Source organism: Fibrella aestuarina BUZ 2 (assembly GCF_000331105.1).
GTDB classification, from domain to species: Bacteria; Bacteroidota; Bacteroidia; order Cytophagales; family Spirosomataceae; genus Fibrella; species Fibrella aestuarina.
In genome coordinates this window covers 5,202,554-5,228,986 of sequence record NC_020054.1, presented here as the reverse complement: position 1 = coordinate 5,228,986, position 26,433 = coordinate 5,202,554, and the positions used below count along the sequence as shown (strand labels likewise).

The following is a 26,433-nucleotide window of genomic DNA, read 5'->3' as shown; positions in this document are numbered from 1 at the left end:
AGGCTGATAACGGGTTACTGAACGGGCTGACGAACGGCCGAGCCCGTCGCCAGGTAACGGGCAATGGCGTCGGAAATCGGTAACCCGGCTTCGTGCTGAAAATAGGTGTACCCCGGCGATGGGTTGACCTCGAAACAATAGTACGCATCCCGCTCAGTTTTGAACAGATCGATCCCGCATAACGGCAGCATCAAGCGTTTAGATAGGGCAAAGCAGGCCGTTTCGATGGCCGCAGGCAGCAGAACGGGCTGCATGGTGGTGTGGCCACCGCCCGAACTGGCGTAGCGATAATCCACGTCGGTGCTGTCGATCGCGGCGGCAAACAGAGCGTCGCTCACCACGTGTACGCGGATGTTGTGACCCCGTAACTGTTCCTGAAACTGCGTAGGCAGCGCCGTCAGGTTCGGGAGCCGATCGCGGTATTCATCGGTCAGCACCTTCACGATCGAGCGCGTCGAACTGATGGATTTGAAAATAAGTGGGCCTCGTTCGGTGTCAAAGTCGGCCACGGCCCCGGCCTGGTTGGTCAGCAGCGTAGCCGGGATACCCAGGCCAACGGCGCGGATCGCCGCCAGTTGATAGGGCTTCGAGAAGTTTGATTCCATCGCCTCGTGGCGGTTGATGACCCGAATCGGCAGCAGATCGACCAGTTGGGCAAACAGGGTATTGATGAACTGCCGCCGTTGGTGCAGCGCCGGTGGCAGGCGTAGCGCCATGCCTTTCACCTGCACGTCGGGAAACGTTTCGGGGGGCATCAGGCGGGCATACAGGCCATCGAGCGTGGTCAGGTCGATCCATTGACCGCCGATGCACAACTCGGCCCGCAGGCCGTTGGCCGTCAGCGACGTACGCAGGTCGTAGTGGCCCGCGTCGCGCTGATTGAAGACCAGGTAGTCGATGCCCAGTGCGTCGGCGCTCTCAATCACCTGGGCGGTGGGTTCTTCGGAGGCAATACCAGCAATCAGGATCATGGCAGGGCAGGAGTGAGGTGAGTGGCGGGGGCGTGGGTACGTTCGATCAGGTACGTGGCCAGGGCGGCGAGTTCAGCTTCCGAACCGGGCTGCACCAGCGTCTGGTAGTTGGTGGCTTTCCAGTGGCCGCTAACGCTCTGGCAGAAATGAACCTGAAGCAGTTCGCAGTCGAGCTGAGCCTGTAGCTGGCGGATACCCGTGCGGAACACGCGGGCCAATGCGCCCGTGAGGGTTTGGCGCGTGGCCAGTACGGAGTTGTACTGGTGATTGAGGGTCTCCTGCCGCCACTGGCCGGCTGTGGAGGCGGCCGGGGCTGTAAACCCCTGTTTGGGTGGCGTTGCCGTTACCCACAGATCGGCGACGGGCAGCCCCGCCAGCGCCAGTTGACGTACGCGCAGCAGCGGATTGGCGGTGCCAACGGCCAGGGTGGTCGGGAACAACGTACCCAGCCGCCGGGTCGGGCCCAGGTTTTGCAGCCAGCCGGCCAGCAGCGCGTGCCATTCGGCCTGGGCGTAGGCGGTGTCGGTAGCGCTGGCAAAGGGCAATGGCGTCAGATACCCCAGCCGGTTGTAGAGGGCGTCGGTAGTCTGGGCCGAAAAATGGCGCCCATCGGCCAGGGTTAGCTGCCAGTCGGTGGTGTCGTTGGTAAGCTGTACCCGCCAGTCGGGGGCGGCAATCAGATCGGCGTCGGTCAGGCACTCGACCCGCACCGCTCCCCGCTCGCGCAGCAGGCGGGCCAGCGCGGGCAGGGTGGCGTCGTGCAGATGCCCCAGGATCAGGAGTGTTTTCATGGTTTCGGCAGGTTCAGGCGGCGATCCGTTGGTGAGGGGTTAGCCCACCAACGGACTGCGCCCGCCAGTTACATAGTATCGGGTACTTTGGTGTCGAAACTCCGCTTGCTCTCGGCGTCGAGTTCGTGCGCCTCACCCCCCTGGTCGGCTTCCTGCCGGTAAGCACCCGCCACCAGATCGGGCCGGAGCGACTGACTGATAAAGGGCTCCAGCGCATTGAGCCGCCCTTCAATCGCCGTCAGGCGGGCCATCGGATCAGTCCCGCCCGCATCTGCGCCGAGTCCGCCACCGCCCAGTTCGCCGGGGCGACCGTCGGCGAGCTTGCCATCGCCCGGTTTCTCGAAGATGTCCTTATCCTTGTCTTTCTCCTTGATGCGCTTGTCGGGCTGAACATCTTTGAGGAAGTCTTTCTCTTTGATGAATTCCTTACGAATCTCCTTGTCCTTGATGAGGTCTTTGTGAATCTCCTTGTCTTTGATGACGTCTTTACGAACCTCTTTGATCTCCTTGAATTCCTTGATCACTTTACAACGTACCTGGAAGCGGGCCGTCATAGTGGCGGCCGGGTCGCCAATGTTGCTGATCGTCACGCAGGTAGCTGCCCCCGCGTAGGAATTGGAATTGGGCGTGCTCGACGCGCTGAAGGTGCGTTTGTTGCTGCTGCCTGGGAAAGGGTCGCCCGCGTCGCCCCGGTTGTGGCTCTGTTCCAGATCGCGCAGCCCGTCGGCCTGCATCAGCGCTACTTTGTAATGGGCTTCGTTGGTATTGCTGCCCACGGCGTCGTCGATGTGCCACACCAGCAGGCCGCTGTTAGGCAGGTGGTCGTCGAAACCCGTCTTCTGCCGGTTCTCGACCAGGAAGTATTCCGAGCCTGCCGCGCCATCTTTCCAGAGCCGGTGCACTTTGAAACTGCTCTTTACGTCGGGCAGGCTCACGTTGGCGTTGGCCGTCTGGTTCACCACCGTCACCCAGCCCTGCTGGAGCTTGCACCAGGCCGAGGGGTGCGCCGGTCGGTCGCCGGGGGTAGCGCCGTTCCAGCTACCGCCGCCCATCAGGCACCAGTTGCCAATGCCTTCGCCCATGCCCACGCCGTCGTACAGATCGGGGAAGCCAAACAGCAGGTGCCCCAGTTCGTGCGCACACACGCCGGTCCGGCAGTTTTCGGGCACTGTCAGGAACGCATAGATGGTTTTGCCATCGGCGGCGAAAGGACTGGGCAGCACCCACTTCACCGACCAGATGTCGGAGGCCGAGCCGCTCTGCTCGGCGCCCGTGCCCGCGTGAATGACGATGAACGCATCGATGTAGCCGTCGCCGTCGTTGTCATAATTGCCAAAATTGAGGAGCGGGTTGGCGAGTTGGGCGGCTTCCTGCGCCATCGTGCGCGAATTAGGTAGGGCGTTGCCGCGTCCCGACTGGCCGTTGGCGTAGTAGGCCATCGGGTGCGAGAGCGTAACCGGCCCCACGATTTCGCCCTGGATATCGACCCGGTTGTTTGATACCTCGCGGTAGTACTCCCGCACGCTGCCCGTTGGCATCGCACCCAGCGAGAAAAACAACTGGTTGTAGTGGCTGGCGGGCTGCGTGATGGCCCTGTCGCTGAAATTGACCAGCACAATCGCCACCCGGACGGTGCCCTGGAGCGGGGCGCGTTCGGCAGCGCCATTCTGGGCAATGGAAGCCGTTGTTCCCAGCGGATACAGGGTGCCGGGGTAGATGAGGCCATCATCGCGCCCAACGACGTTTTGCTCCTGAAAATTCAGGTGTGCGGCCAGCGGTGTTTCGCGCTTACGCAGTTTCTCCAGTTCCTTGACGAGTTTATCCCGCAACTCGGGCGAGGGCGGAACGGGCAGGCAGGTTGGGTCGGTCTGGGCCGCAGCCGGCAAAATTGGCTGGCCCGATGTACTGGTTTTCTGTACGCCTTTCATGGTATTATAGGGATGGTTATGAACAGGCGGGATGCCTGTTGGTCAAGGGCAAACCTAGCCAAACGCCAGCCACCGGAAAACCGCTGAACTACGCCTTCACGAGCGCATAAGTACCCCCCTGATTAAGCGGTAGTACGTGCAACTACCTGATTTAGTTAACTGGTAATCAACGTAGTAAGTGGTCGTTGTTTTTAGGCGTCGGCGCGCGTCTTTAGCGACCGGTACCGCTGTCGGAAGCGGCGGGCTGCACCGCCCGGTTGAGGTAGATCAGTCCCCCGGCCAGCGTCAGCACCAGCGTGGCGGTGCCCATGGTCGTCCACCAGAAATACGCGGCCGGAAACAGCCGGTAGGTGGCTTCGACGATAAACGTCGTGTAGAGGCCCGCCACCGAGGCACTCAGGCCGAAGTAATGCCAGCGTAGCCAGTCGCGCAGGTACGTTCGTAGCCAGACGGCGGCCATCCCCCCGCTCAGCGCGAGCCAGCAGGCCACCGCCCCCCAGTGCACGATGCCAAAGTGGCCAAACAGGTGATAAATGCCGAATGCGGTTGTCAGGACCACCAGCATGCTGCCCACATACAGGTAGCCGACCTGCCGGTGCCGGGTGGTGCCTTTTGGCGCCCACAGGATGTAGCTACCCGTCAGCAGGGCCAGCAGCGCAAACCCAATGTGTAGCCAGCTAACCGGCGACAGTGCGATAAACCAGGACCTCATACTCCATACATCGCGCAGTCCCAATCAATTGTTGACACCGGTGGCTCATTAGTATAGTTTTTTAGTAGATTTTTAGGCTGTGGCCGCTAACAAATGCCAAAGCCGGGCGTTGCGGAGGGGTAATCAATTGCTGTAAACGGTCATGGAAAGTCGGGCTAAAGCGTTGGGGCATCCGCTCCACCCCATTCTGATTGTGTTTCCGCTGGGCTTACTGGCGGCTTCGGTGTTATTTGATGGGGCGTATCTGGTCAGCGATACGCGGGAGTTTACGATTGTGTCGTTCTGGGCGATCGTCGGGGGGCTGCTGGGTGGTATCGTGGCGGCCGTCCCCGGCTGGATCGACTGGTTTGCCATTCCCGCCGGTACCCGCGCCCGTCGGGTCGGGCTGGTGCACGGGCTGGGCAACGTGGGGGTGCTGCTGTTGTTTGCCCTGAGCTGGCTGCTACGGCGCAACGAGCCCGGGTACGTTCCCGATACGCTGGCGCTGCTGGTGTCGGGGGCGGGCTTTCTGCTAGCGGGCCTGACGGGCTGGCTGGGCGGCGAGCTGGTCGACCGGTTGGGCGTGGGCGTCGATGAACACGCCAACCTGAACGCCCCGAACTCGTTGTCGGGTCGGCCAGCGTCAGACACGCAATCGGTGGTGGGCTCCGTGCGGAAGTGGTGAGTATAGGCTGCGGCGAGTGCTGGGCAACTCCCCACTTTCCCCGTAGCTTTGTGCAGATCATTTTGCGCCCGTTATGACGGCATTACCCCTTCGGTTTGATGTGTTTGCCCTGGTGATGCTGCTGGGGATTGTGCAGGCAGGGTTGCTGGGCTTCTTTTTCCTGACCGGGTCGCGGCGGCAGCACCCGGCCAACCGCTACCTGGGCTGGCTTATGCTGGGCCTGGTGCTGCTTACTGGCGATGTGTTGCTGGGCTATACGAATTATATGTTTCGGGTACTGGCCCTCAACGACAGCACCGAGCCCATCAACCTGCTGCTGTCGCCGCTTTTTTATGGGTACGTTGTTAGCCGATTGACCAATCGGCCCCTGGCTAACGTTGGGTGGCATACGCTGCCGGCGGTGGCGTGGGCTCTCTATTCGCTCACCTGGCTCACCCAGCCCGAGGCCTACCAGTACAATGCTTACCTCGGCTCATTTCACCCCGAACTCCCCCGGATCAAAGCCAATTACAATGCTCTGGTCGACTACGATTGGCTGCGTGACTGGATCAATGAGCTGACGGTACTGAGCTTACTCGTTTACAGCCTGCTGTCGCTGAGGGCGGTACGGCGGGCGTTTCGCGCAAAAGGCGTGGGGTTTTGGGCAACGGCGCCCGACCCGCTCTCGTCGCTGCGTTTTCTGGTGATCCTGCTGCTGCTGTTTCCCTTCCTGATTATCTGCACCAAACGGCTGTTTCCCGACGATCTGGGCGATTACCTGCTGGCCTGTTACCTCACCGTAATTATTTACTGCACGACGTTCTGGGCGCTGGTCAGCCCCTCGACGCGCCCGGAGGCCGTGACTGTACCTGCCGAATTGCCTGTGCCGCCCGACGAACCACCCGTTCGACGGAAATACGAAAAGTCGGCGTTGAGTGCCGAGCAGGAAACCGCTCTGCTGTCCCGGCTGGAGCAGCTAACCACCACCGAACGCACCCACCTGCTGGCCGATGTGTCGCTGTCGGCGCTGGCGCGGCGGCTCAACACCAGCCCGCACCACCTGTCGCAGGTGCTGAATAACCGGCTGGGCGTTTCGTTTTTCGACTGGCTGGCGCAGCATCGGGTGGCCGAAGCCCAGCGCCTGCTGGCCGACCCCGCCACGTCCCGGCTCAAAATCGACGAGATTGCCGAGCGGGTGGGGTATAATTCGCCCTCGGCCTTTCATACCGCTTTCAAACGGCTGACCAACCAGACGCCCGCGCAATTCAGGGAGGCGCTACCCGGTGCCGAAACGTCGTCGGATCGGTAGCAGAAACTGCGTGCCGACCGGGACGAACTGCGAAATCGTCGGCAGACAGGGCAAAACAGGCGCTGGAAGCGTGTTTTGGAGCATCAATCAACGCCAACGACCATGACGCCTTCTCCGGCCCAACCCGCTGTTTCGCCTGATGTTCTCTTGACCGGTACCGCCCGCCGCTACGACCTCGACTGGCTGCGCATCGGTGCCATTCTGATCCTGCTGTTCTACCACACGGGCATGATCTACGTCTCGTGGGGCTGGCACATCAAAAGCACCGAGCATAGCCAGCCCATGGAAGAGGTCATGCGGTGGCTGCACCGCTGGCGGATGCCGCTGCTATTCTTTATTTCGGGCGGTGGCACCTGGTTTGCCCTGCGCAAACGCACTTACGGCCGCTATGCGGGTGAGCGATTTCGGCGGTTATTCGTGCCGCTGGTGTTTGGCATGTTTGTGGTGGTGCCGCCGCAGATTTACATCGAATGGCTCTTTCGGGAACGGTTTGCGGGCAGCTATCTCGATTTTTACCCGGAGGTCTTCCGGTTTCAGTCGTATCGGGATGGTGGGCAGGGTGGCGCCTTCAGCTGGCATCATCTGTGGTTCATCTGCTACCTGTTTTTCTATTCGCTTCTCAGCATTCCAGTCTTCCGCTGGCTAAAAAGCGACCGTGGTCAGCGCACCATCGACCGGCTGGCCCACCTCCTTGACCGCCCCGGTGGCGCACTGGCGCTGGTGGTGCCGCTCTGGCTGAACGACCTCGTTCTGGGCGGCTTCTTCCCCAACGAAACGCACGCGCTCATTGATGATTGGGCGTATTTCATGAAAAACCTGCTGCTGTTCTGGTACGGCTACGTGCTGGTAAGCCGTGTGGCCTTCTGGCAACTCCTGACCGACCAACGGCGTATTTTTCTGGCCGCAACGGTGGTCTGTACGGTTATACTCTATGGCTGGCGAGCCACGATCAGCGATGAGACTACAGAAGCGTCGGCGGTACTGCGCACCCTTTACAGCTTCAACAGCATTGGACTGACGTGGTTTTCGGTACTGGCGACGGTGGGCTATGGCTACCGCTATCTGAATGTGAACAAGCCAATTCTGCCCCACCTGACCGAGGCCGTTTACCCGTTCTACATCCTGCACCAGACCGTCATCGTCGTCATCGGCTACTGGGCCCTGAACAAGCTGAAGCTAGGCGTTTGGGGCGGTTTCTGGTTTATCAGTCTGTCGTCGCTGGCCCTTTGCGTATTGCTTTATGTCGCGCTGATCCGCCCGCTGAAACCCCTGCGCGTCGTGTTTGGGCTGAAGTGAGTTCAACTCATTTTCCCTGATTCAGCGTACGGATGCGGCGGCTGAGGAGGCTGATGATGTTGCGGAGAACTTCGGGCCGTTCTTCCATCAGGTCGTAGAAATCGTCCTGGTCGATGCGGAAGGCCAGCACGTCGCCCTGCGCCGTTACCGTGGCCGAACGGGGTTCGGCATCCAGCAGGGCCAGTTCCCCAAAGACATCGCCCCGGCCCAGTTGGGCCAGCAGCGTATCGCCGGTATAGACGCCTACCTGCCCGTCGAAGAGCACGAACAGGCTGGTGCCAATGTCGCCCTGCCGCACAATTGCCTCCCCCTCGCTGAAGGTGACTTCTTTCATGATCGGGGCGATGCTGGCCAGCACGTTGGCGGGAGTGTCGGCAAACAGGCGGCTGTTTTTAAGCAGAAAAACCCGTTCGATGGTCGAAACAGTGGCGGTGTCGGTCGCGTGGTGCATGGAGGTTGGCGTTGGGTGGTACGAGTCGGGCGGGGTGGCGGCCTGCGCCATCAGTACGGTCCAGTTCGTAAAAGTCTGGGTACGTTCGGTGAGGATATCGTCGAGGATGGGCGTCGGGCTGGCGTCTACATGGGGGGCCAGCAGCCTGAGCCGGTCGGGGAGGGGCAGGGCGGTGTCGGTCAGGGCCAGCAACGCAGCATAGACCGACCGGGGGCTCTTGGCCGACAGAATGAGGTTTTCGAGCAGTTCGAGCGAGTTAGCGCGGCGTTCGGTCGTCTGGTGATACAGGCTCTGACGGGCGTTTTGCACCGTTTGCCGGTCGGTGAGGCCCATCAGCAGCAGCAGCAGCCGGTCGGTGACTACGGTGGTTTCGTAAGTGAGCGCGCTGGCCAGAGCGGGGTTGGCCGTGCTGGCGAGTCCCTGCAACAACCGTTGCGCCAAATGGGCTTCGTCGGCCATGAGGCGGTGATAAAGCGGCGCGTTAGCAGCGTCGGGGTCATATTCTTTCAACGCCGTTAACAAGGGGCCCCGCAGAGCAAAGGGGGCGTCGGCCAGGTACGTTAGCAGCCACTGGCGGCCCGCTTCGGTACCGACCCGCCCCGCCACAACCGCCAGGCGGCGCACCAACGCCGCATCGGCTGCCGACAGCGATGGCCTGGGTAGCAGCGGCAAAGCCTCGTCGCCCAGCGCAATCAGGGCTTCACTGGCGGATCGCCAGTAGTGCCGGTTGGTTAGAAACGTGGTCAGCGCAGGGCGAATGGCGTCGTACTGGGCCGCGGCGGGTAAGGCCGCTTCGACCAGTGTCGCGTCGGTCAGTGCGCGTTGAACGAACGCCTCCTGGCGGGCCAGCGGGGTGGTGGCCAAACAATGGAGCGCCGTGATCTGGTCGGCTGAGTCGGGGCTGTTGATCAGTTGGACAAGGCTGTCGACGGCGGCTTTGTCGGCGGGCTGGCTTCGCAACGCGCCGATGATGGCACCTTCACGCCCAGCCTGATCGGCGGTGGTGAGGAGTCGCTGTACCGCTTCCCGCGTGGTGACCCATGCCGCCCCGTCAGCGGTGGTTGCCTGCTGCGCGAGTTGCTCGGCGGCGTACCGGCGAAGGTCAGGGTCGGGGTCCTGTTGTGCCAGTTCAGCCAACGTGGGCAGGTGTTCGGCGGTGGTGTCGGTGAGCGCCATAGCCTGTTGCCGGACTTGCGCGTCGGGGTGGCGCAGCAACGTACCTATGTGGCGCTGCTGTTCCTCGGGTGGCAGCGTGGGGATGTAGTCGATCGCATTCAGTACGTCGAGGGCATTGGGGCTGGCCAGTGCGGTTTCGATAAAGGCCGTAGCGGCCTGTGGCATGGCCAGCGAGTCGGGGGCAACAAACCGGTGACTCAGCGCATCCTGCAAGGTCAGTACATACCGGCGGTAGGTGCGGCGGGTCAGCAGCAGCAGGGCCAGCGCCAGCAGGCCACCGCCCAGCAGAAGCCAGCCGTAGGTACGTTCGCCCAGCAGCGCCACCAGGTAGAGGGCCACCCCGGCGAGGGTCATGCCCAGCGGTTCGTAGAAGCCTTTGCCCAAGGTGTGACCCTTGAGCCGTTGCTGCGGCGGCAGCGGTTGAAACAAGACCAGCAAGACCGGATCGAAAATGGCCCGGCGAACCACTTCAAACCCCACATACAACAAGCTGTAATAGACCAGCTGAGCCTGGTCGTTGTTGGCCTGCCCGGCCAGCAGCCCGTAGGCCAGTAGCCCCAGACCCGCCACGGCGGGGAGCAGTGTCAGGGTGGCGGGGATGCCGAACCGATCCAGCGCCCGGCGCGAAAACAGGGCTTTTACGCCCATGGCCAACAGGTACGTGGCGGCCAGCACCCGCCCCAGCGCGCCCATCACGTCGCCCTGATCGTGAAATTTATGCTTTACGTTGACGAAGAATTCGTATTCGATGCCCGCCGCTAGCATCGCTACGGGCACGAGCGTGAGGCAGACGGCGAAGATCAGGTCACTACCGCCAAACAGCTGGTTGACGAGTGCCTTGATGGGCCGCTGCGTGGCGCGAGCGGGGCGGGCGGTGGCTTCCACGTCGTGCAGGCGCAAGGTCTGGTTGGTGATCAGCAGGGCGGCCCCGTAACAGGCAAAGGCCAGCAGCAGCAGCCACAGCAGTGGACCATGCCCGTGAATGAGCGCCGCCAAGATGGCCCCGATCGCTTTGGCGGGCATATCGCCCGAACTGATGACGCCAAACAGCCGCTTGCTCTGACGTACATCGAATACCAGCGCCGATACAGCCCAGAATTCCAGATTGGTCAGCAAGTAGATGGACCGGTAGCCCACCATAATGGCGATGGCCGTCACGACCGAGTGCCCGAAGGCCACCAGCACCCCGATGACGCCCGTCAGGATAATGACCGACCACAGCACCCGCGTGACCAGTTGCCGCAGGGCCAGGTGGTGCTCGAAATGCGCGTAGATTTTGCCCACAGCCATCATGCCCAGCCCGGAGGCGATGTAGGCAAGGGGCAGGTTGGTTTCGGGGTGGTTTTCGAGCAGTAACAGCGTGGCGGTTACGTAAACCAGCACGGTGCCAATGCCCAGCAGAAAATTATGTCCAAAAAACAGCCGGACGGTCGTCCCTTCGTCGGCGCGAATGCCCAACGACTGATTGACCCGGTTCCGGGCGCGTGTCGTCACCATAGGGCAAAGAAAACCAAAACCAGCCGATTCTGGGCCGTTTCATCAATTGGTAATAACGGGGTGACTTACCTTTTTTTTACTCCCAAATAGAACGCGCAACCACAACACATCGATTATGAAAACAATACGCCTGTTTTGGGTAGCCTTACTGCCCCTCTCGTTGCTGCTAAGCTGCGATCATCGCCTCGACCCCAGTCCGCTGGGGCAGTTCCGGCTGAAATCGGTTAGTTACAATGCGCGTACCGTGAACGGCATACCCCGCCAGCAACGGGGCTATCAGCTGACATACAATTCGAAGGGGTCAGTGATCAGTTATACGTTCAGTTATACGCAGGGGAACGGGTTGTTCTTCCAGCAATACCGTGTAGAGCGGGATGCGCAGGATCGGCCCGTGCAGGTGGTAACGGATTTATCAAACTCGTTTTTGGGCGAGTTTATGACGTACACGCATTCGCCCGATGCGCCGGTTAGTCAGATCACAACCTGGAACCGCGGGATAGACCCCACCGATCCCACCAAAAGAACCGATCAGGTGCTGCGTCGCTATGGGTACGTGTATACCGCGCAGCAGGGTGTGCTGGTGCCGCAGCCCGTACGTCGGGGGTATCTGGAGTCGCAACTCACCATCAACAATGCCCAGGAAGACTACACGTTTGTCAATGGCAATGCCGTCACCATCAACGGAACGCCGTACACCTACGACGATAAGCCTAACCCGTATTATGGACTGCTGGGCTTCAATGGATTTACTACGTTCTCTGAAAACCCACAACTGGCCCGCCCGGCCAACACGCCATTCGATAACAGCGACTACTTTGCCGATATACAAGTGAAGCTGTTTAACCGGAATAACATCACCAACAATACCAAGCAGATCACCTACAATGCCGATGGTCTGGTAACCCGCATCGAGTACACCAACGGCAACGTAGAGGAGTTTATCTATGAACGAAAACCGTAAACACCCTTCGTTTCATAAAGTTGAAGGGATTAATAATCAGTAAGTAATATCTTGATTTACTACGCTGAGAAATACATCTGCTCATTGTGCGTGGTATACAACATCGATTATGAAAACACTCCGTTTGCTTTGGGCCGTCCTACTGCCCGCCTCGTTGCTGCTAAGCTGCGACCACCGCCTCGACGATCCCAATCCGCTGGGTGCGTTTCGCTTGAAGTCGGTTAATTACAATGCCCGTACCGTGGGCAACAATACCTATCCGGCAACAACGTATACCTTGACGTACGATGCAACAGGGCGGTTTTCGGGTTTTACAACAGTGAACGACACGTACCGGGCCGTTCGGTACGACTCTGACAGGGTACTCCAGTTCAGTAAAGTCGTTAACGATCAGGTTCCGGATTTTAAGCCTTTCGTGTATGGGCGGTATGAATATGATGCGGCGGGGAGGCTAACCACAAATCGGGTCGGTTTTGATTCTTTTAGCCCATATGGACTGTTCATTCGACTATTGGGCGTTGAGTTCACCTATTCCGGTTCCTCTCTGCTACCGGTCAGTCGGCTCGATGGGTCGACTACCGTCCCTGACGAAACCTATGTTTTCAATGGAGAAAATGCCGTCGCTATAAATGGAACTACATATGCCTACGATGACAAGCCTAACCCGTATCGAGGGCTAGTGGGGTTTAACTTACAGGCGCTGTATTATGGCAATTCATTAGTTTCAAGTGCTAATCCATTCAATACTGCTCCGTTCGACAATTCGGCTTATTTCAGCGATACGCAGGTGAAGCTGTTTAACCGGAATAACATCACCAACAATACCAAGCAGATCACCTACAATGCCGATGGCCTGGTGATGCGCATCGAGTACACCAACGGCAACGTAGAGGAGTTCACCTACGAGCGGAAACCCTGAGCCTGCTTACCCATACCAAGCGAAACAGTGGTGCCATTCCGTCGACGGAATGGCACCACTGTTTATGGGCTATAGTGACCATCCAGCCCCATCGGCTTGCGGCTTTGGGCCGAATGGCGTTTCTTTAGCCATTGATCCCCTTGCCACCTATGCCCCGTATCTGTTTTGTTTTGATTGGCTGGCTACTTTGTCGGTTGGCTGTTGCGCAGACCGTGACGGTCGAAAGCCTGGCCGATTCGGGGATATCGCTGCGAACGACCTGGGCGTTTCGGGCGGGCGATGACCCGACCTGGAGCCAACCCAACCTGGCTGATCGCGACTGGAAACCGATTGACCCCACCCAATTGGTGGCCGACCTGCTGCCTCAACTGCCCGACCGGCTTGGCTGGCTTCGGCTGCGCGTGACGATCCCGAAGGCGCTGCGAACCCAGGCTTTTACCCTGCGTTGGCAACAAACGGCGGCGTCTGACCTGTTTGTCAATGGGCAACTGCGGCGACGAACCGGCGTGTTCCCCACCGATGGGCAGCCCATCCAGGCTACGAACCCGTTTCGGCGGCATACGCTGGTCGTCAGGCCTGATTCAACCGGGACATTGACGCTGGCGCTGCGGTTTGCCGTGCAGGACGATGGCCTGAGTGTAGGGCAGTATACGGCCCCCGATAGTCACCTATTTCTGGCAACTCTCTACCCCGCCGACGCCGACCTCACCGACTCGTTCATGATTCGCTGGCAACCCATTGCGGGGGCGTTTACGGCGGGCTTGTTTTTCGTGCTGTTTCTGCTGCACACGGTATTCCGGTTTTACAACACTGCCGACCGCACCAACGGCTCCACGGCGCTGGCCTGCTTTTGCTTTGGGGTTGCGTTTCTGGCTATCGCTCAGCTGTTTACGCTGGTCGATACGCAAACGGCCTACGCCCGCTGGACCTTGCTGGGTACGTTGGCCTACCCGGTTGGGTACGTTGCCCTGCTGACGGCCATCTACGCGATTTTCGAGAAGAAAATGGGGCTTAACTACGGCATTGTAGTGGGGCTGGTGGGCTTGTGCGTGGTTTTCTTTTTCGTGCGGCGTGACACCGATCTGCTCTGGATCGAGTTCGGACCGGCGCTGCTGGTAACGGCTGAGTGCAGCCGGGTGATGCTCAAGGCGCGGCGGCAGTGGGGGGGCGAGTTCATCACGGCAGGTATGGTGGCGGCTCTGGTGCTGTTCTTTGTCTACTGCCTCTACAGCGTCGACGAACTGGCGTTTATCCGGCCCGTTGCGCTGACCCGCTTTCAGGTACAAATTATCTACAATACCGCCGTGTTGTGCATTCCGCTGTCGATTTCGCTCTACGTGGCGCGGTCGTTTATTTACACCCAACGGCGGATGGCCGGGCAGTTGCTGGAAGTGCAGCGTCTGTCGAAGCAGTCCTTCGAGCAGGAAAAAGAACGGCAGCAACTGCTGGCGAGCCAGAAACAACGCCTCGAGCAACAGGTCGCTGAGCGCACCGCCCAGCTGCAACAGTCGCTCGATGAACTGCGCACGACCCAGAATCAGCTGGTGCAGAAAGAGAAAATGGCGTCGCTGGGTGAGCTGACGGCGGGCATCGCCCACGAGATCCAGAACCCCTTGAACTTCGTCAACAACTTCTCGGAGGTCTCGGTGGACCTGCTCGAGGAGCTGCGCGAGGAACGCACCCGCCCCGCCCCCCAGCGCGACGCCGAGCTGGAAGAGGAACTGCTGAGCGATCTGGTGCAGAACCTGAGCAAGATCCAGCACCACGGCCAGCGGGCCTCGGGCATCGTGCGCTCGATGTTGCAGCACTCGCGCAGCTCGACGGGGCAGCGGGAGCCCACCGACCTCAACGCGCTAGCCGAGGAGTACCTGCGGCTGAGCTACCACGGCTTGCGGGCCAAGGACAAGAGCTTCAACGCCAGCTTCGAGGCGGAGCTGGACCCGAGCCTGCCGCCGGTGTCGGTGGTGGGTCAGGACATCGGCCGGGTGCTGCTGAATCTGTTCAACAACGCCTTCTACGCCGTCCAGCAGCGCAAGCAGCAGGATGAACCCGGTTACCAGCCGGCCGTTCGGGTACGTACCCAGCGGGTCGGGTCGTCGGTGGAGATTCGGGTGCGCGACAACGGCACCGGTATTCCTGAAGACCTGCAACGCAAGATTTTTCAACCCTTTTTCACGACCAAGCCAACCGGCAGTGGCACGGGGCTGGGCCTGAGTCTGAGCTATGATATTATTACCAAAGCCCATGCCGGTACGTTGCGCGTGGAGTCCAGCGACCAACGCCCCGATGCCTTTACCGAATTTGTGATTACGTTACCGATTTAAGGAGTCCTCATAGTATGTGTTCATTGTCTTCTGTTGGCTGGCGCAAGTTGATCCGGCGTTAGGCAACAGAAGACAGTAAACAGTGAACAGAAGACTGTGTACAGCAAACCCATTGGTTCATGAACTTTCCCGTCCTTGGCGTTACGTTATTTTTGCTGTTTCAGGTACGTACGTTCCTCAATACCAGGGAGCGTAAACCGACCTGGGACCGCTGGCTAACCTGGTCGGCCTACGGGCTGATTGGCCTGTTTGTGCTGGATCAGATTGGGGAGGCAAACGGTAAGTTTGAAATTCGGGCTACCTGGGTGGCGTATGTCGTCATTGCCATCGTCATTTACCTGACCTACATCGGCTCGCGCCGGTACCCGCCCGCCCGCACCCTGCTGCTGGCGATGGTGCCGTTCTGGCTGGTGCTGGTGACCTCATCGCTGGTAAAACTGGTGCTGCCAACCTCGGTTTTCAACCCCTACAGCAACTTCTTCGAAAGCGCCGTGGGGTTTGGGTACGTGTGGGTGTTCTCGATTTTCTTCTTCGCGTCCAGACAGCGAAAGACGTATCGCAAAGAAGTTGAGGAGCGGAAGGAAAAAGAAGAACAGGAGCGCCGCGAACGGCATTTGCTGGAAGAGCTGGTGCAGGAACGTACCCAGGAGCTGACCCAGCAAAAGGCGGAACTGAGCCGCCAGAAAGAAGAACTCCAGATGGCCCTGAACGAGCTTCGCGCCGCGCAGGACCAACTCGTGCAGCGCGAAAAGCTGGCGTCGCTGGGTGAGCTGACGGCGGGCATCGCCCACGAGATCCAGAACCCCTTGAACTTCGTCAACAACTTCTCGGAGGTCTCGGTGGACCTGCTCGAGGAGCTGCGCGAGGAACGCACCCGCCCCGCCCCCCAGCGCGACGCCGAGCTGGAAGAGGAACTGCTGAGCGATCTGGTGCAGAACCTGAGCAAGATCCAGCACCACGGCCAGCGGGCCTCGGGCATCGTGCGCTCGATGTTGCAGCACTCGCGCAGCTCGACGGGGCAGCGGGAGCCCACCGACCTCAACGCGCTAGCCGAGGAGTACCTGCGGCTGAGCTACCACGGCTTGCGGGCCAAGGACAAGAGCTTCAACGCCAGCTTCGAGGCGGAGCTGGACCCGAGCCTGCCGCCGGTGTCGGTGGTGGGTCAGGACATCGGCCGGGTGCTGCTGAATCTGTTCAACAACGCCTTCTACGCCGTCCAGCAGCGCCAGCAGGCCGAACGCGAAAAAGACACGCTGGTGGGGCTGGCCTACCGGCCGTTTGTGAAGGTAACGACCCGGCAAACTCCCATTGGCGTCGAGATCATAGTAGCCGACAACGGCACCGGCGTGCCCGACGAACTGCAACAGAAGATTTTTCAACCCTTTTTTACCACCAAACCCAGCGGCAGCGGCACGGGGCTGGGCCTGAGCCTGAGCTACGAGATTATCACCAAAGGCCACAATGGCACCATGCAGGTCGATAGCATCGAAGGCAAAGGCACTACCTTTACCATTCTGCTGCCAGCGGTTTGAATGAGTTTTTAGTTTCGAGTTGGCTGACGCCAGAGTAAGACCGTACCCGCCAGCTGAAAACTCGAAACGCCACCCGTTAAACGATACCCCATGACGCATATCCTTGTTGTTGACGACGAAGCGGATGTTCAGCCGCTATTTGAGCAGCGTTTCCGGCGCGAAATCCGGAGCGGTGCGGTGCACATGACCTTTGCCTCGTCGGGCGAAGAAGCACTGACCATTTTCAACGAACGCCCCCACGAAGCCGTCCTGATCCTTTCCGACATTAATATGCCGGGCATGAGTGGGCTGGAACTGCTGCGGCACATCCGGCAGGTGAAGCCCGACCGCCCCCCCGTGGTGATGATGATTACGGCCTATGGCGACGAAGAAAGCAAAGAACAGGCGATGACGCTGGGTGCCGACGATTTCCTGGCCAAGCCCCTCGATTTTGTTTCGCTCAAAGAAAAACTGACGCAACTCGCTGTCTGAGAAGCGCCTGTAGGGCGTCGGCTCGAAAAGGCGGGTGCGTCGGGCGGGCCGGCGGGGTAAATCAGGCCTACTGGTCCGCTTTCTACCGTAGCGCTGTGGGCGCTTTCAGGATTTACCTCTTATGAATGCCATTATTCTCGACGAACCCGGTGCGTTCAGGCGCATCGAAAAAGAACACCCCGGCCAGCCTGGTGCCGGTGAAGTACTGCTGAAAATTAAGGCGTTGGGTGTGTGCGGGACCGACCTGCACGCCTACAAAGGACGCCAGCCCTTTTTCTCATATCCCCGGATTCTGGGCCACGAGATTGCTGCCGAGGTAGTCGAACTGGGCGGGGGCGTAACCCACCTGGCCGTGGGCGATCGGTGCGCCGTGATGCCGTATCGCAACATCTCGACTGATCAGGCGGTGCAACTGGGCAAAACCCATTGCGGCCCCAACGTGCGGGTGCTGGGCGTGCACGAAGACGGCGCCATGCAGGAGTACATGATCTACCAGGCCAGTCAGGTGTTTCCGGCCAACGGGTTGGCGCTGGAGCAGATCGCCGTGATCGAACCCCTGGCTATCGGCAGCCACGCCATCGACCGGGGCATGGTGCAGCCCAACGATATTGTGCTGGTGGTAGGCGCGGGGCCCATTGGCATTGCCGCCATGATGATGGGGCAGTTGACCGCCGCCCGGATCGTGGCCCTCGACGTGAATCAGACGCGGCTTGACTTCGTCCGGCAAACGCTGCCCGGCGTCGATACGCTGACCGTCAGCGAGACGGTGGTCGAGGAGTTACAGGCGCTGCTGGGTGGTAAACTGCCCACGGTGGTGATCGACGCCACGGGCAACAAGCAGTCGATGGAGCGGTGCGTGGAGTACGTAGCGCCGGGCGGAACGGTGGTCTACGTGGGCCTGTTTATCGGCGACCTAACGTTCCACGACCCCTACATCCAGATGAAAGAGCTAACGATCCGAACGTCACGCAATGCCTACCCCACCGACTTTACCAAAATCATCCGGCTGCTCCGAGCGGGTCTGTTGTCGGTCGATGGGTACGTTACTCACCGGCTAACCTTCGCCACGCTAACCGACGACTTTACGTCGCTCTACGACCCTGATCAGCAGGTGATCAAGGCCGTCGTGGCGTATGAATAGGGGATACGACAGCGTGCGTGACTGACGTACACATCACCCGATAAACGCAACGGGGTTCGGCAAAAGGTAGCTAGTGCGCCTTTTGCCGAACCCCGTTGCGTTGTTCTAGACTGATCTTATTTTTTGCTGATACGGTACAGGCGGCCCTGGTCCGTGATGGCGTAGAGGGCACCGTCTTTGCCCTGGGTGATGTCGCGGAAGCGCTGAAGTTCGTCGGCCAGCAGGCGTTCTTCGCCAACCACCTTGTTGTTCTCGATCACCAGCCGAACCACGTGCATCCCGCTCAGCGAGCCGATGAACAGGTTGTTTTTCCACTCGGGGATCGCGTCGCCCGTGTAGAAGGTCATGCCGCTGGGCGATACACTCGGGTCCCAGTAATAAACCGGCTGCTCCAGCCCGTCTTTTTGCTGGATGGCCTCGCCGACTTTGTCGCCGCTGTATTCGATGCCGTAGGTGATGGTGGGCCAGCCGTAGTTTTTGCCGGGTTTGATCAGGTTCAGTTCGTCGCCGCCGCGGGGGCCAAACTCATTTTCCCACAACTCGCCCGTAACTGGGTGCAGCGCCAGGCCCTGCACGTTCCGGTGGCCATACGAATACAGTTCGGGACGGGCGTCGGCCTGCCCCGCAAACGGGTTGCCCGGAGCGGGTTGGCCCTCTTTGGTGATCCGGATTACCTTACCCAGCCCTGAATTGAGCTGCTGCGCCTGCGGGCGGGTTACCTTATCCGACCGTTCGCCGGTGCTGATCAGCAGGTTACCATCGGGTGCCACCAGAATCCGGCCACCGTAGTGGAGCGTGCCCTTGTAGCCGGGTGTGGCGCGGTAAATCACCGTGGCGCCTTCGATGGTTTTATCGTTGGCGGCCAGTTTGCCCTTGGCTACGGCCGTCAGGTTACCCTCGGGCGTGGCGTCTGAAAAGACCCAGTAAACCATGCGGTTTTTCGCAAAATCGGGGTCGACCCGAATGCCCAACAGGCCACCCTGTCCGGCCGGGTTGACTTTCGGAATACCCGTAATCGCCTCGCTTACTTTGCCGTCGGTGGTGACAAGGCGGAGGGTGCCTTCTTTTTCGGTAACCAGCAGGCGGCCGTCGGGCAGGCTTGTGATGCCCCAGGGGCTCTTGAGAGCCTCGGTCAGAACGGTGCGCTGGTAATTGGTGCTGGATTTAACGCCAGCCACGCGCGTTTGGCCAGCGAAGGCGGGTTTGTAAGCGGAGTTGGGTTCTTTGGTTTCGACCGGAGCCAGCCCGCTACCAGTTTGGGTCGACGCGGTTTGGCCACAGGCAGTAAAGGCCAGCGACGAGCCAGCCAGGATCATAAAAAGTCGATTTTTCATCGGTGTTTGCAGATAAACCGCTAAGGTAACGGCAAAATAGACGAGTTGGACGAGACCCCCACGAAGTCAGCCACCCAATACAGGTTGACCGCTTGTTTAGCTGCTTACGCAGATCATACGCCCACCGAGCAGCCGTACTGCCCGCCTGGTAAGATACCTACCTACCGATAACTATTCTATATAATTATGATCTTACAAACATATATTAGACTGAAAAGTAGATCAACCGTAGTTAACCAACAGCGTAGTCGTAGTAGCGCACCTCTTGCTGGCGCAGCCGCCTCCACACTCACGAAGAAATACATTCATTCGGCACAAATAGCTTTACTATCAATTGCACGTTATGAAAAAAGGAATTCCGCAAACGGTGGCTTACTGGCTACCCGACCAGAGTGCGTTAGTCAACTGCTTTACCAACCCGCCCGACTTTTACACCTTCATCAACGCGGCTGATTATGGCGACGACATTTTGCAGACCCTGTGCCAGCTACTGCCCAACTTCGTGCTGGTGGAACCCGATCCTGGCTGCCACGAATCGAGCATTGAACTGGTGAAGCGCATTCGGACCTGGCCCAAGTTGCCGGTCAAGTGCGTGGTGCTGTTGCCGAGTGGGGTGAGTTGGCTCAATGCCTTCGACGAGCTTGATATCAGCGGCAAAGTATGCGCCGACCACGTAAACGACGAACTGGTGAGCTGCCTGAGCAAGGTAGCCGCCGGGTACCGCTTCTTGTCGCCGCACTTCGGTGACCGCAACAGAACGACTACGAGCCACCCGGTGCTGAGCGAGGGAAAATTAACGAGCCGGGAGTATGAAGTGGTGGAACAGATTGCGCGGGGCTACACCAACAAGGAAATTGCCGAGCGGCTGTTCATCAGCGTCAAGACCGTCGAGACCCACAAATTCAACGTGCTGCAAAAGCTGAACCTCCGGTCGATGGGGGAGTTGCGGCAATGGATGCGGCAAAAAGACCCGGTGGGGAGGGGATAGGCCTGCGCCCTGCGCACCAGCCGTGGCTGATGACACAAATCACTGGCTGGCAACCAACGCTGGGTACGTTCCAGGTACGTTGCCAGCCAGCGAAAGGGATTACCAGGGGCTGATGCCTGTTTCGGGGCTATTGTCGTCGCTATAGAACTGACCCGTGGGGCCATCGGCGTCCAAGGTGGCGGCTTTCACAACGCGCGCCGCTGCATCGGGAACAGTGCCGGGGCCCGAATGATTGTTGAAATCGGTGGCGGTATAGCCCGGGTCAACGGCGTTGACTTTGAAAGCCGTATCGCGCAGGTCGTGGGCCAGCACGATGGTATAGGCATTCAGGGCGGCTTTCGACGCGACGTAGCTGGTGGGCTTAACGGCATGGTATTTCCAGGTCGGGTCGCTGTGCAGCGTAAGCGAACCCAGCCCCGAGGTAACATTGACGATGCGTGGTGCCGGCGACTGCCGCAGCAGATCGATGAACGCCTGGGTTACGTCGATGACGCCGAAGAAGTTGGTGTCGAACACCTGCCTGAAGGCGCGGCTATCCGTTTCCAGCGACGTCTGCGGCATGGAACCGTGGATACCGGCATTGTTGATGAGCACATCCAGTACCGGTGTTTTCTGGCCGATTGCGGCCCGGGCGGCGTTGATCGACGACGGGTCATCGACGTCGATCACAACGGGCTCCACCTGATCGAGGCCGTCGGCCCGTAGCTGATCGGCGGCCTGCTGCCCTTTCTGCGCGTCGCGACTGCCCAAATACACGTAATAGCCCTGCTGTAGCAACTGCCGGGCGGTTTCAAAGCCAATACTTTTGTTGGCGCCTGTTATCAATACTGTCTTCATCCTTGCGTGATTAACGGGACAAAGCTAGGGAAGGCCGGGCGCCCAGCTGGTACACATTCTACGGCATCACTGGTACATTTTACGGCTGTTGTGGCGGTAGTCAGCCGGCGTCAGGCCGGTTTCGCGTTTGAAGAAGCGGCTGAAGTACGACGCATCGGAAAAGCCGAGGTCAAAAGCAATTTCTTTCAACGAATCGTTGGTGTGAAACAGCAGGCGTCGGGCTTCCAGCACGATCCGTTCATGGATGTGCTTGATGGCGGGCTTGCCACTTTGCTGTTTCACCACTTCGCCCAAATAGCCCGCCGACAGGTTGAGCAGCGAGGCATAGTCGCTTACCTCATGCCGCTCGCGGAAACACGCGTCAATCGTGGCCTGAAACGTTTTCAGCAGCAGCTTGTCAGCCGAGGGAGGCGTATCCCTGAACTGCGCGGTGTAGAGGCGGCTCAGGTACGTTAGCAGCACCGTGAGGTGAGCCGAGAGCATCCGTTGCTGCCAGTCGCCGGGGCGGTGATACTCCGCTGTAATGTTGGCCAACTGCGCTTCGACAAAGCGCACATCGGCCTCGGCAAGAGGTAGTTCATGGCCGTTCTGTGGGTTTTGGAGCAACGAGAGCTGGCTGAGGAACGCGTTTTCCTGCAACGACAGAAATTCATTCGTAAAGGCAATGCCCGTACTCCACAACTGGTGCATACCTTCCTTGACGATGACCTGGTTGGGGCCGCTAAAGTAGATCGTGTTGTCCCTGAGTACGTAGGGCGTGGTGTCGATCCATTGGCGACTGCCCGCCCGCCGGATAAACACCAGTAAGTAATGATCCTTGCGGTGTGGAATCAGCAGATCCGCCTGATCGGGGAGGTTCCCCTGATACGTATAGAGACGAAACTGGGTGTTGCCGGTTTCGTCGGGCTGGAGCGGATAAACCGGTATGGGAGGGCTAGCTACGTGCATGGAGTAAAGCGCTGCGGGAGCGCACGGGTGCTCGTATCCTACAACCGGGCCTGGTTACGATACAGTTCATATCAGTAATCAACTGGCCCGAACCGCAACTGACGCAGGCGGTTCGGGCCAGGCACAAACAGATACCGAATCGGGATGACGGGTACCGAATAGGCTACGGTGGGCAAAAAGCGGCGAGGCGTTTCAGGAGTGGGAGCCATTGCCGATCTCGGTGGCTTACTTGCCCACCAGTTTTTGCAGGTGTTCCGGGTAACGGTCGCCCTGCACCGGAATCTGGGCAAAGGCGGTGTTAATCTGGCCGATGTCGTCGGTAGACAGGGTAATAGCTGCAGCTCCTATGTTTTCCTCTAACCGGTGCAGCTTGGTCGTGCCGGGAATCGGGACGATCCAGGGGTTCTGCGCTAACAACCAGGCCAGCGCAATCTGTGCGGGGGTGGCCTGGCGCTCGGCCGCCATCGTGCTCAATAAATCGACCAGGGCCTGATTGGCTTTTCGGTTTTCTTCCGAAAAACGAGGCACAACGTTGCGGAAATCGGTCTTGTCGAAGGTCGTCGTCGCGTCGATTTTGCCCGTCAGAAACCCTTTGCCCAGTGGGCTGAACGGCACGAACCCGATGCCCAGTTCGTCCAGGACCGGGAGAATCTCTTTTTCGGGTTCCCGCCACCACAAGGAGTATTCGCTTTGCAGGGCCGCTATCGGCTGAACCGCGTGGGCTTTCCGGATGGAGGTCACACCGGCTTCGCTCAGGCCGAAGTGCTTCACCTTGCCAGCCTGAATGAGGTCTTTGACGGTACCGGCTACGTCTTCCATCGGCACCGCAGGGTCGACCCGGTGCTGGTAAAACAAGTCGATGCGGTCGGTGCGGAGCCGTTTCAGCGCTTCGTCGGCCACCTGACGAATACGTTCGGGGCGACTGTCGGGCCCTTTGGTCGAGACGCCGTCCCGAAAGCCGAACTTGGTGGCAATAACGACCTGATCCCGAACGGGCTGTAAGGCTTCGCCCAGCAGCTCTTCGTTGACAAAGGGGCCGTACGCTTCAGCCGTATCGAAGAAGGTGACGCCCTGATCGAAAGCGGCACGGAGTAAGTCGATGGCCGTCTGTTTGTCCGTTGATGGACCGTAGCCAAAACTTAACCCCATACAGCCGAAGCCAATGGCGGATACCTCCAGGCCGCTATTACCTAATTGACGTGTTTGCATGGTATTGAATTGATTGCGTTCGTGTATTCGTTTCCTAACGCGACTCTAGCAGCCACTGCCGGTCTGTTTACAGCACAAAGGTCAGAGTCATTCGACGCCCGACGGGTATATAGATTACGGGAGTTACTACCACTATTACGGATGCGCAAAAAGGCATCCGGCCGCCCGTTTGGAAAGTGCTATTTTTGAGATAGGTCAACCAACAAGGCTATGGACACCCTGCTACGATTCGAAACGGTCACGGATTACAACGTATTCAATAAGCACGAAACGTTACACCCACTCATCAGTGTCATCGACTTCTCGAAAGCAGCGCCTCGAGCCGGATCGGGTATGTATTTTGGCTTTTACGCCATCCTGCTGAAAGATGTTAAGTGCGGCGATCTGGTGTATGGCCGCCACACATACGATTATCAGGAGGGCACCCTGGTGTTTCTGGCGCCGGGTCAGGTAGTCGGGATGAACAGCAACGGCGACGTGTATCAGCCCAAAGGCTATGCACTGGTTTTCCACGCCGATCTGATCCACGGCACCGCGCTGGGGCGGCACATACAGGACTACACCTTCTTTAGTTACCAGTCCAACGAAGCCCTGCACGTGTCGAAACGGGAGCGGGAATTGGTGCTGGATTTCTTCGCGAAAATCGAATACGAACTACAGCAGACCATCGACAAGCACAGCAAGAAGTTGATTGTCAATAGTGTAGAGCTGTTTTTGAATTATTGCGTCCGTTTCTACGACCGGCAGTTTATCACCCGCAATCACGCGCATCAGGGCGTTTTGGAGCGGTTCGAGAAGGTGCTGAACGCGTATTTCCAGACTGATAAACCACAGACAATTGGCCTGCCCTCGGTGGCGTATTGCGCGGGTGAACTGAACTTGTCGGCCAATTATTTCGGCGATCTGATCAAGAAAGAAACCGGCAAAACCGCGCAGGAATACATTCAGGCTAAGCTAATTGACGTAGCCAAAGAACGCATCTTCGACCAGAGCAAGTCGGTCAGCCAGATCGCCTACGATCTGGGCTTTAAATACCCTCAGCACTTTATCCGCGTATTCAAACAGCGAGTCGGCCAATCGCCCAATGAATACCGCCGGGCCGCCGATGCAGACGTTGCCTGAGCATTAACCGCTTGTCAATACGTATAACGAGTTAGGGGCAGGAGTTTGCCACAATCCGTAAAAGCGGCTTTTACGTTTCATTCACATTCTTTTACTAGCGCTCCAACACATCTCAGCATAAAGACGGCTAGGTTTACAGCCCGCCGTTGCGGTTGACATTCGTTGGCATTAAAAAAGAAAAAGAATGAACTACGCCCTCGTATATGCTTTACTTTTCCTGTCTACTTTTTGCGCTTCCTGCAAACAAAACCAAACAGATGAATCAAACGATACTATCAAGACCGAAATCAAAGACATAGGACCAAACATATTAGTTCGTAGTATAAAAAAAGGTAGGAATGATGGCCTTTTAATGGCTGGCCCGAATAACGAATCATTTGGTGATGTTTTTCAATACGATGGAAAATTGTTTACTAACCTGACCGCTAAACTAGGGCAGCATAAATTCTGGGATGTTCTGGAAGATCGTCAGGGGAATAGTTGGTTTATTTCTACTGATTCAGGCGTTTATTATGACAACGGAAAGTCCGTTCAACATTTTACAACTACGGAAGGTCTTGCCGATAATCGGGTTACAGCTATTTATGAAGATAAAGCCGGTGTTATCTGGTTTGGTACTGCAAGTGGCCTAAGTCGTTACGACGGAAAATCGTTTCAGACGTTTACGTCTCCGAACGTCCCGCTTTTTTATAAAGATGAAAAACTGAATAATGATATTAATACCATCATTGCCGATAAAACAGGAAGATTGTGGGTTGGCACAAGAGGCGACGCCTTTGTGTATGACGGGAAGAAATTTACCACGTTAACCCACAAAGGCGAGCCCTTTCTCCACGTTTCGGCTATACTGGAAGATCGAAAAGGGACCATCTGGTTCAGCGGTAACAATGGCTTTAACGTAAGCCGGACCGGTGGCCTTTGGCGTTATAACGGCCATACGTTTACGAAGGTATCGGAGAGAGGTGCTACTGCGATAATCCAGGATAAACAAGGAAACATCTGGACTACCGGCCCGGTAAATCCTGCTAATTCGACGGTTCAGGCCGTTTCCCGGTATGACGCCAATTCTCTGGATGGTGATAAGACCACTGTAACCGAAATTAGGTCTGGAAAGGCTTTTTTTGGGATTTCGGAGGCAAGCGATGGCAGTATTTGGTTTGGCGATGCAACCGGCGTCTATCGCTATGATGGAAAGACCATCACGGACTTTTATAACAAAAAAGGTCAGAAGAAATACCGCGTAGACACGAAGCAAAGTGTCATCATCTGGAAAGTCTCTATGCTTCTTGGTGGATGGGAAGGGTCTACGTTTCGTGGTGATGGGTCAACAACAGGCGACGTCGATCTGTTAAAAGGTGAATTGCTGATCGAAAATCGTCAGTTAACGGGCGGTACAGTCGACGTCGATATGACTACAATCGAACAAAAGGTTGATGATCAACGCCCACGCAATAAAATGCCACCATTTTTCGATGTTAAAAAATTTCCTGTTTCAACATTCGTAATGACAAAAGTCGAAACAGGAAATGATGGAAAGACAAAAATTCCAACTGATGGAAGCATACGAAGCAGAACAGAAGGGAATATAAAAATTACGGGAACTCTGACCATGGAAGGCATTACGAAGACAGTTACTTTTCCGGCCAAACTGAATTTTAACGATGGAATGGATGGGACTGTCGAGATGAATGGCACGCTGGTCATTGATCGAACCGATTGGGGCGTCAATTCTGGATCAGAAAAGTACTTTTATCAGTATGGTGATGGAACAATTTCGGACGACGTAAAACTCCATATGAAGATTGTAGCAAAGAAAATAGATAGGTAGTATTGAGTGAAATTGCTAACGAAACGCTGTTCGTTTTTATTTTGC

General features: G+C 58.0%; 22 protein-coding genes. 12 read left to right on the top strand and 10 right to left on the bottom strand.

What is annotated here, in order from left to right; genetic code table 11:
- Window positions 1-14: 14 nt before the first annotated feature.
- The 4 genes from FAES_RS29265 to FAES_RS29260 all read right to left on the bottom strand — a co-directional run bounded on the left by FAES_RS29265 (window position 15) and on the right by FAES_RS29260 (window position 4,402).
- Entirely contained in the window at window positions 15-971 is a 957-nt protein-coding gene (locus FAES_RS29265) for an ATP-grasp domain-containing protein (RefSeq protein WP_015333341.1), read from the bottom strand.
- Window positions 968-1,762, bottom strand: a complete 795-nt coding sequence (locus FAES_RS21750; protein ID WP_015333340.1) for a hypothetical protein — start codon at window positions 1,760-1,762, stop codon at window positions 968-970. The genes FAES_RS29265 and FAES_RS21750 overlap by 4 nt, the downstream gene beginning before the upstream one ends.
- A gap of 68 nt (window positions 1,763-1,830) precedes the next feature.
- Complete coding sequence (locus FAES_RS21745) at window positions 1,831-3,690, bottom strand: M6 family metalloprotease domain-containing protein (RefSeq protein WP_015333339.1); 1,860 nt, start codon at window positions 3,688-3,690, stop codon at window positions 1,831-1,833.
- 211 nt (window positions 3,691-3,901) lie between these two features.
- Window positions 3,902-4,402, bottom strand: a complete 501-nt coding sequence (locus FAES_RS29260; RefSeq protein WP_015333338.1) for a DUF2306 domain-containing protein — start codon at window positions 4,400-4,402, stop codon at window positions 3,902-3,904.
- A 142-nt stretch (window positions 4,403-4,544) separates the two neighbouring features.
- Between FAES_RS29260 and FAES_RS21735 the strand changes: the two genes are divergently transcribed.
- The 3 genes from FAES_RS21735 to FAES_RS21725 all read left to right on the top strand — a co-directional run bounded on the left by FAES_RS21735 (window position 4,545) and on the right by FAES_RS21725 (window position 7,650).
- Window positions 4,545-5,066, top strand: coding sequence for a DUF2231 domain-containing protein (locus FAES_RS21735; protein WP_015333337.1), 522 nt, complete (start codon window positions 4,545-4,547; stop codon window positions 5,064-5,066).
- Between the two features lie 73 nt (window positions 5,067-5,139).
- Complete coding sequence (locus tag FAES_RS21730) at window positions 5,140-6,354, top strand: helix-turn-helix domain-containing protein (RefSeq protein WP_015333336.1); 1,215 nt, start codon at window positions 5,140-5,142, stop codon at window positions 6,352-6,354.
- A gap of 102 nt (window positions 6,355-6,456) precedes the next feature.
- Window positions 6,457-7,650 (top strand): acyltransferase family protein, encoded by a 1,194-nt coding sequence (locus FAES_RS21725; RefSeq protein WP_015333335.1) that lies wholly within the window; start codon window positions 6,457-6,459, stop codon window positions 7,648-7,650.
- Window positions 7,651-7,657: 7 nt separating this feature from the next.
- Here the strand turns inward: FAES_RS21725 and FAES_RS21720 are convergent, their stop codons facing one another.
- The gene (locus tag FAES_RS21720; protein ID WP_015333334.1) at window positions 7,658-10,774 is read right to left on the bottom strand and encodes a cyclic nucleotide-binding domain-containing protein; all 3,117 of its coding nucleotides are present in this window, start codon (window positions 10,772-10,774) and stop codon (window positions 7,658-7,660) included.
- A 115-nt stretch (window positions 10,775-10,889) separates the two neighbouring features.
- Between FAES_RS21720 and FAES_RS21715 the strand changes: the two genes are divergently transcribed.
- The 6 genes from FAES_RS21715 (at window position 10,890) to FAES_RS21690 (ending at window position 18,122) form a co-directional block, all read left to right on the top strand.
- Entirely contained in the window at window positions 10,890-11,735 is an 846-nt protein-coding gene (locus FAES_RS21715; RefSeq protein WP_015333333.1) for a hypothetical protein, read from the top strand.
- A gap of 109 nt (window positions 11,736-11,844) precedes the next feature.
- Entirely contained in the window at window positions 11,845-12,654 is an 810-nt protein-coding gene (locus FAES_RS21710; protein WP_015333332.1) for a hypothetical protein, read from the top strand.
- A gap of 149 nt (window positions 12,655-12,803) precedes the next feature.
- Complete coding sequence (locus FAES_RS30685; protein WP_015333331.1) at window positions 12,804-14,978, top strand: sensor histidine kinase; 2,175 nt, start codon at window positions 12,804-12,806, stop codon at window positions 14,976-14,978.
- 119 nt (window positions 14,979-15,097) lie between these two features.
- A complete protein-coding gene (locus FAES_RS21700; protein WP_015333330.1) occupies window positions 15,098-16,510 on the top strand; it encodes an ATP-binding protein in 1,413 nt (470 codons plus the stop codon).
- A 90-nt stretch (window positions 16,511-16,600) separates the two neighbouring features.
- Window positions 16,601-16,981, top strand: a complete 381-nt coding sequence (locus FAES_RS21695) for a response regulator (RefSeq protein WP_015333329.1) — start codon at window positions 16,601-16,603, stop codon at window positions 16,979-16,981.
- Window positions 16,982-17,102: 121 nt separating this feature from the next.
- The gene (locus tag FAES_RS21690) at window positions 17,103-18,122 is read left to right on the top strand and encodes a zinc-binding alcohol dehydrogenase family protein (RefSeq protein ID WP_015333328.1); all 1,020 of its coding nucleotides are present in this window, start codon (window positions 17,103-17,105) and stop codon (window positions 18,120-18,122) included.
- 116 nt (window positions 18,123-18,238) lie between these two features.
- Here FAES_RS21690 and FAES_RS21685 read toward each other — a convergent pair whose 3' ends face one another.
- Entirely contained in the window at window positions 18,239-19,456 is a 1,218-nt protein-coding gene (locus FAES_RS21685; protein WP_015333327.1) for a PQQ-dependent sugar dehydrogenase, read from the bottom strand.
- 343 nt (window positions 19,457-19,799) lie between these two features.
- On the opposite strand from FAES_RS21685, the gene FAES_RS30775 reads away from it, so the two are divergent.
- A complete protein-coding gene (locus FAES_RS30775; RefSeq protein ID WP_015333326.1) occupies window positions 19,800-20,444 on the top strand; it encodes a response regulator transcription factor in 645 nt (214 codons plus the stop codon).
- A gap of 99 nt (window positions 20,445-20,543) precedes the next feature.
- Here the strand turns inward: FAES_RS30775 and FAES_RS21675 are convergent, their stop codons facing one another.
- The 4 genes from FAES_RS21675 to FAES_RS21665 all read right to left on the bottom strand — a co-directional run bounded on the left by FAES_RS21675 (window position 20,544) and on the right by FAES_RS21665 (window position 23,438).
- Window positions 20,544-21,281, bottom strand: coding sequence for an SDR family oxidoreductase (locus tag FAES_RS21675; protein WP_015333325.1), 738 nt, complete (start codon window positions 21,279-21,281; stop codon window positions 20,544-20,546).
- A 66-nt stretch (window positions 21,282-21,347) separates the two neighbouring features.
- Window positions 21,348-22,229 (bottom strand): helix-turn-helix domain-containing protein, encoded by an 882-nt coding sequence (locus FAES_RS21670; RefSeq protein ID WP_015333324.1) that lies wholly within the window; start codon window positions 22,227-22,229, stop codon window positions 21,348-21,350.
- A gap of 71 nt (window positions 22,230-22,300) precedes the next feature.
- On the bottom strand, window positions 22,301-22,438 hold the full coding sequence (locus FAES_RS30455) for a hypothetical protein (RefSeq protein WP_158408802.1): 138 nt from the start codon (window positions 22,436-22,438) through the stop codon (window positions 22,301-22,303).
- Between the two features lie 16 nt (window positions 22,439-22,454).
- Complete coding sequence (locus FAES_RS21665) at window positions 22,455-23,438, bottom strand: aldo/keto reductase (RefSeq protein WP_015333323.1); 984 nt, start codon at window positions 23,436-23,438, stop codon at window positions 22,455-22,457.
- A 210-nt stretch (window positions 23,439-23,648) separates the two neighbouring features.
- Here FAES_RS21665 and FAES_RS21660 point away from each other — a divergent pair, with 210 nt between their 5' ends.
- Window positions 23,649-24,560, top strand: coding sequence for a helix-turn-helix domain-containing protein (locus tag FAES_RS21660; RefSeq protein ID WP_015333322.1), 912 nt, complete (start codon window positions 23,649-23,651; stop codon window positions 24,558-24,560).
- Between the two features lie 184 nt (window positions 24,561-24,744).
- Window positions 24,745-26,388: a YceI family protein gene (locus FAES_RS21655; protein ID WP_015333321.1), complete on the top strand. Its 1,644-nt coding sequence runs from the start codon at window positions 24,745-24,747 to the stop codon at window positions 26,386-26,388.
- The last annotated feature ends 45 nt before the right edge of the window (window positions 26,389-26,433 follow it).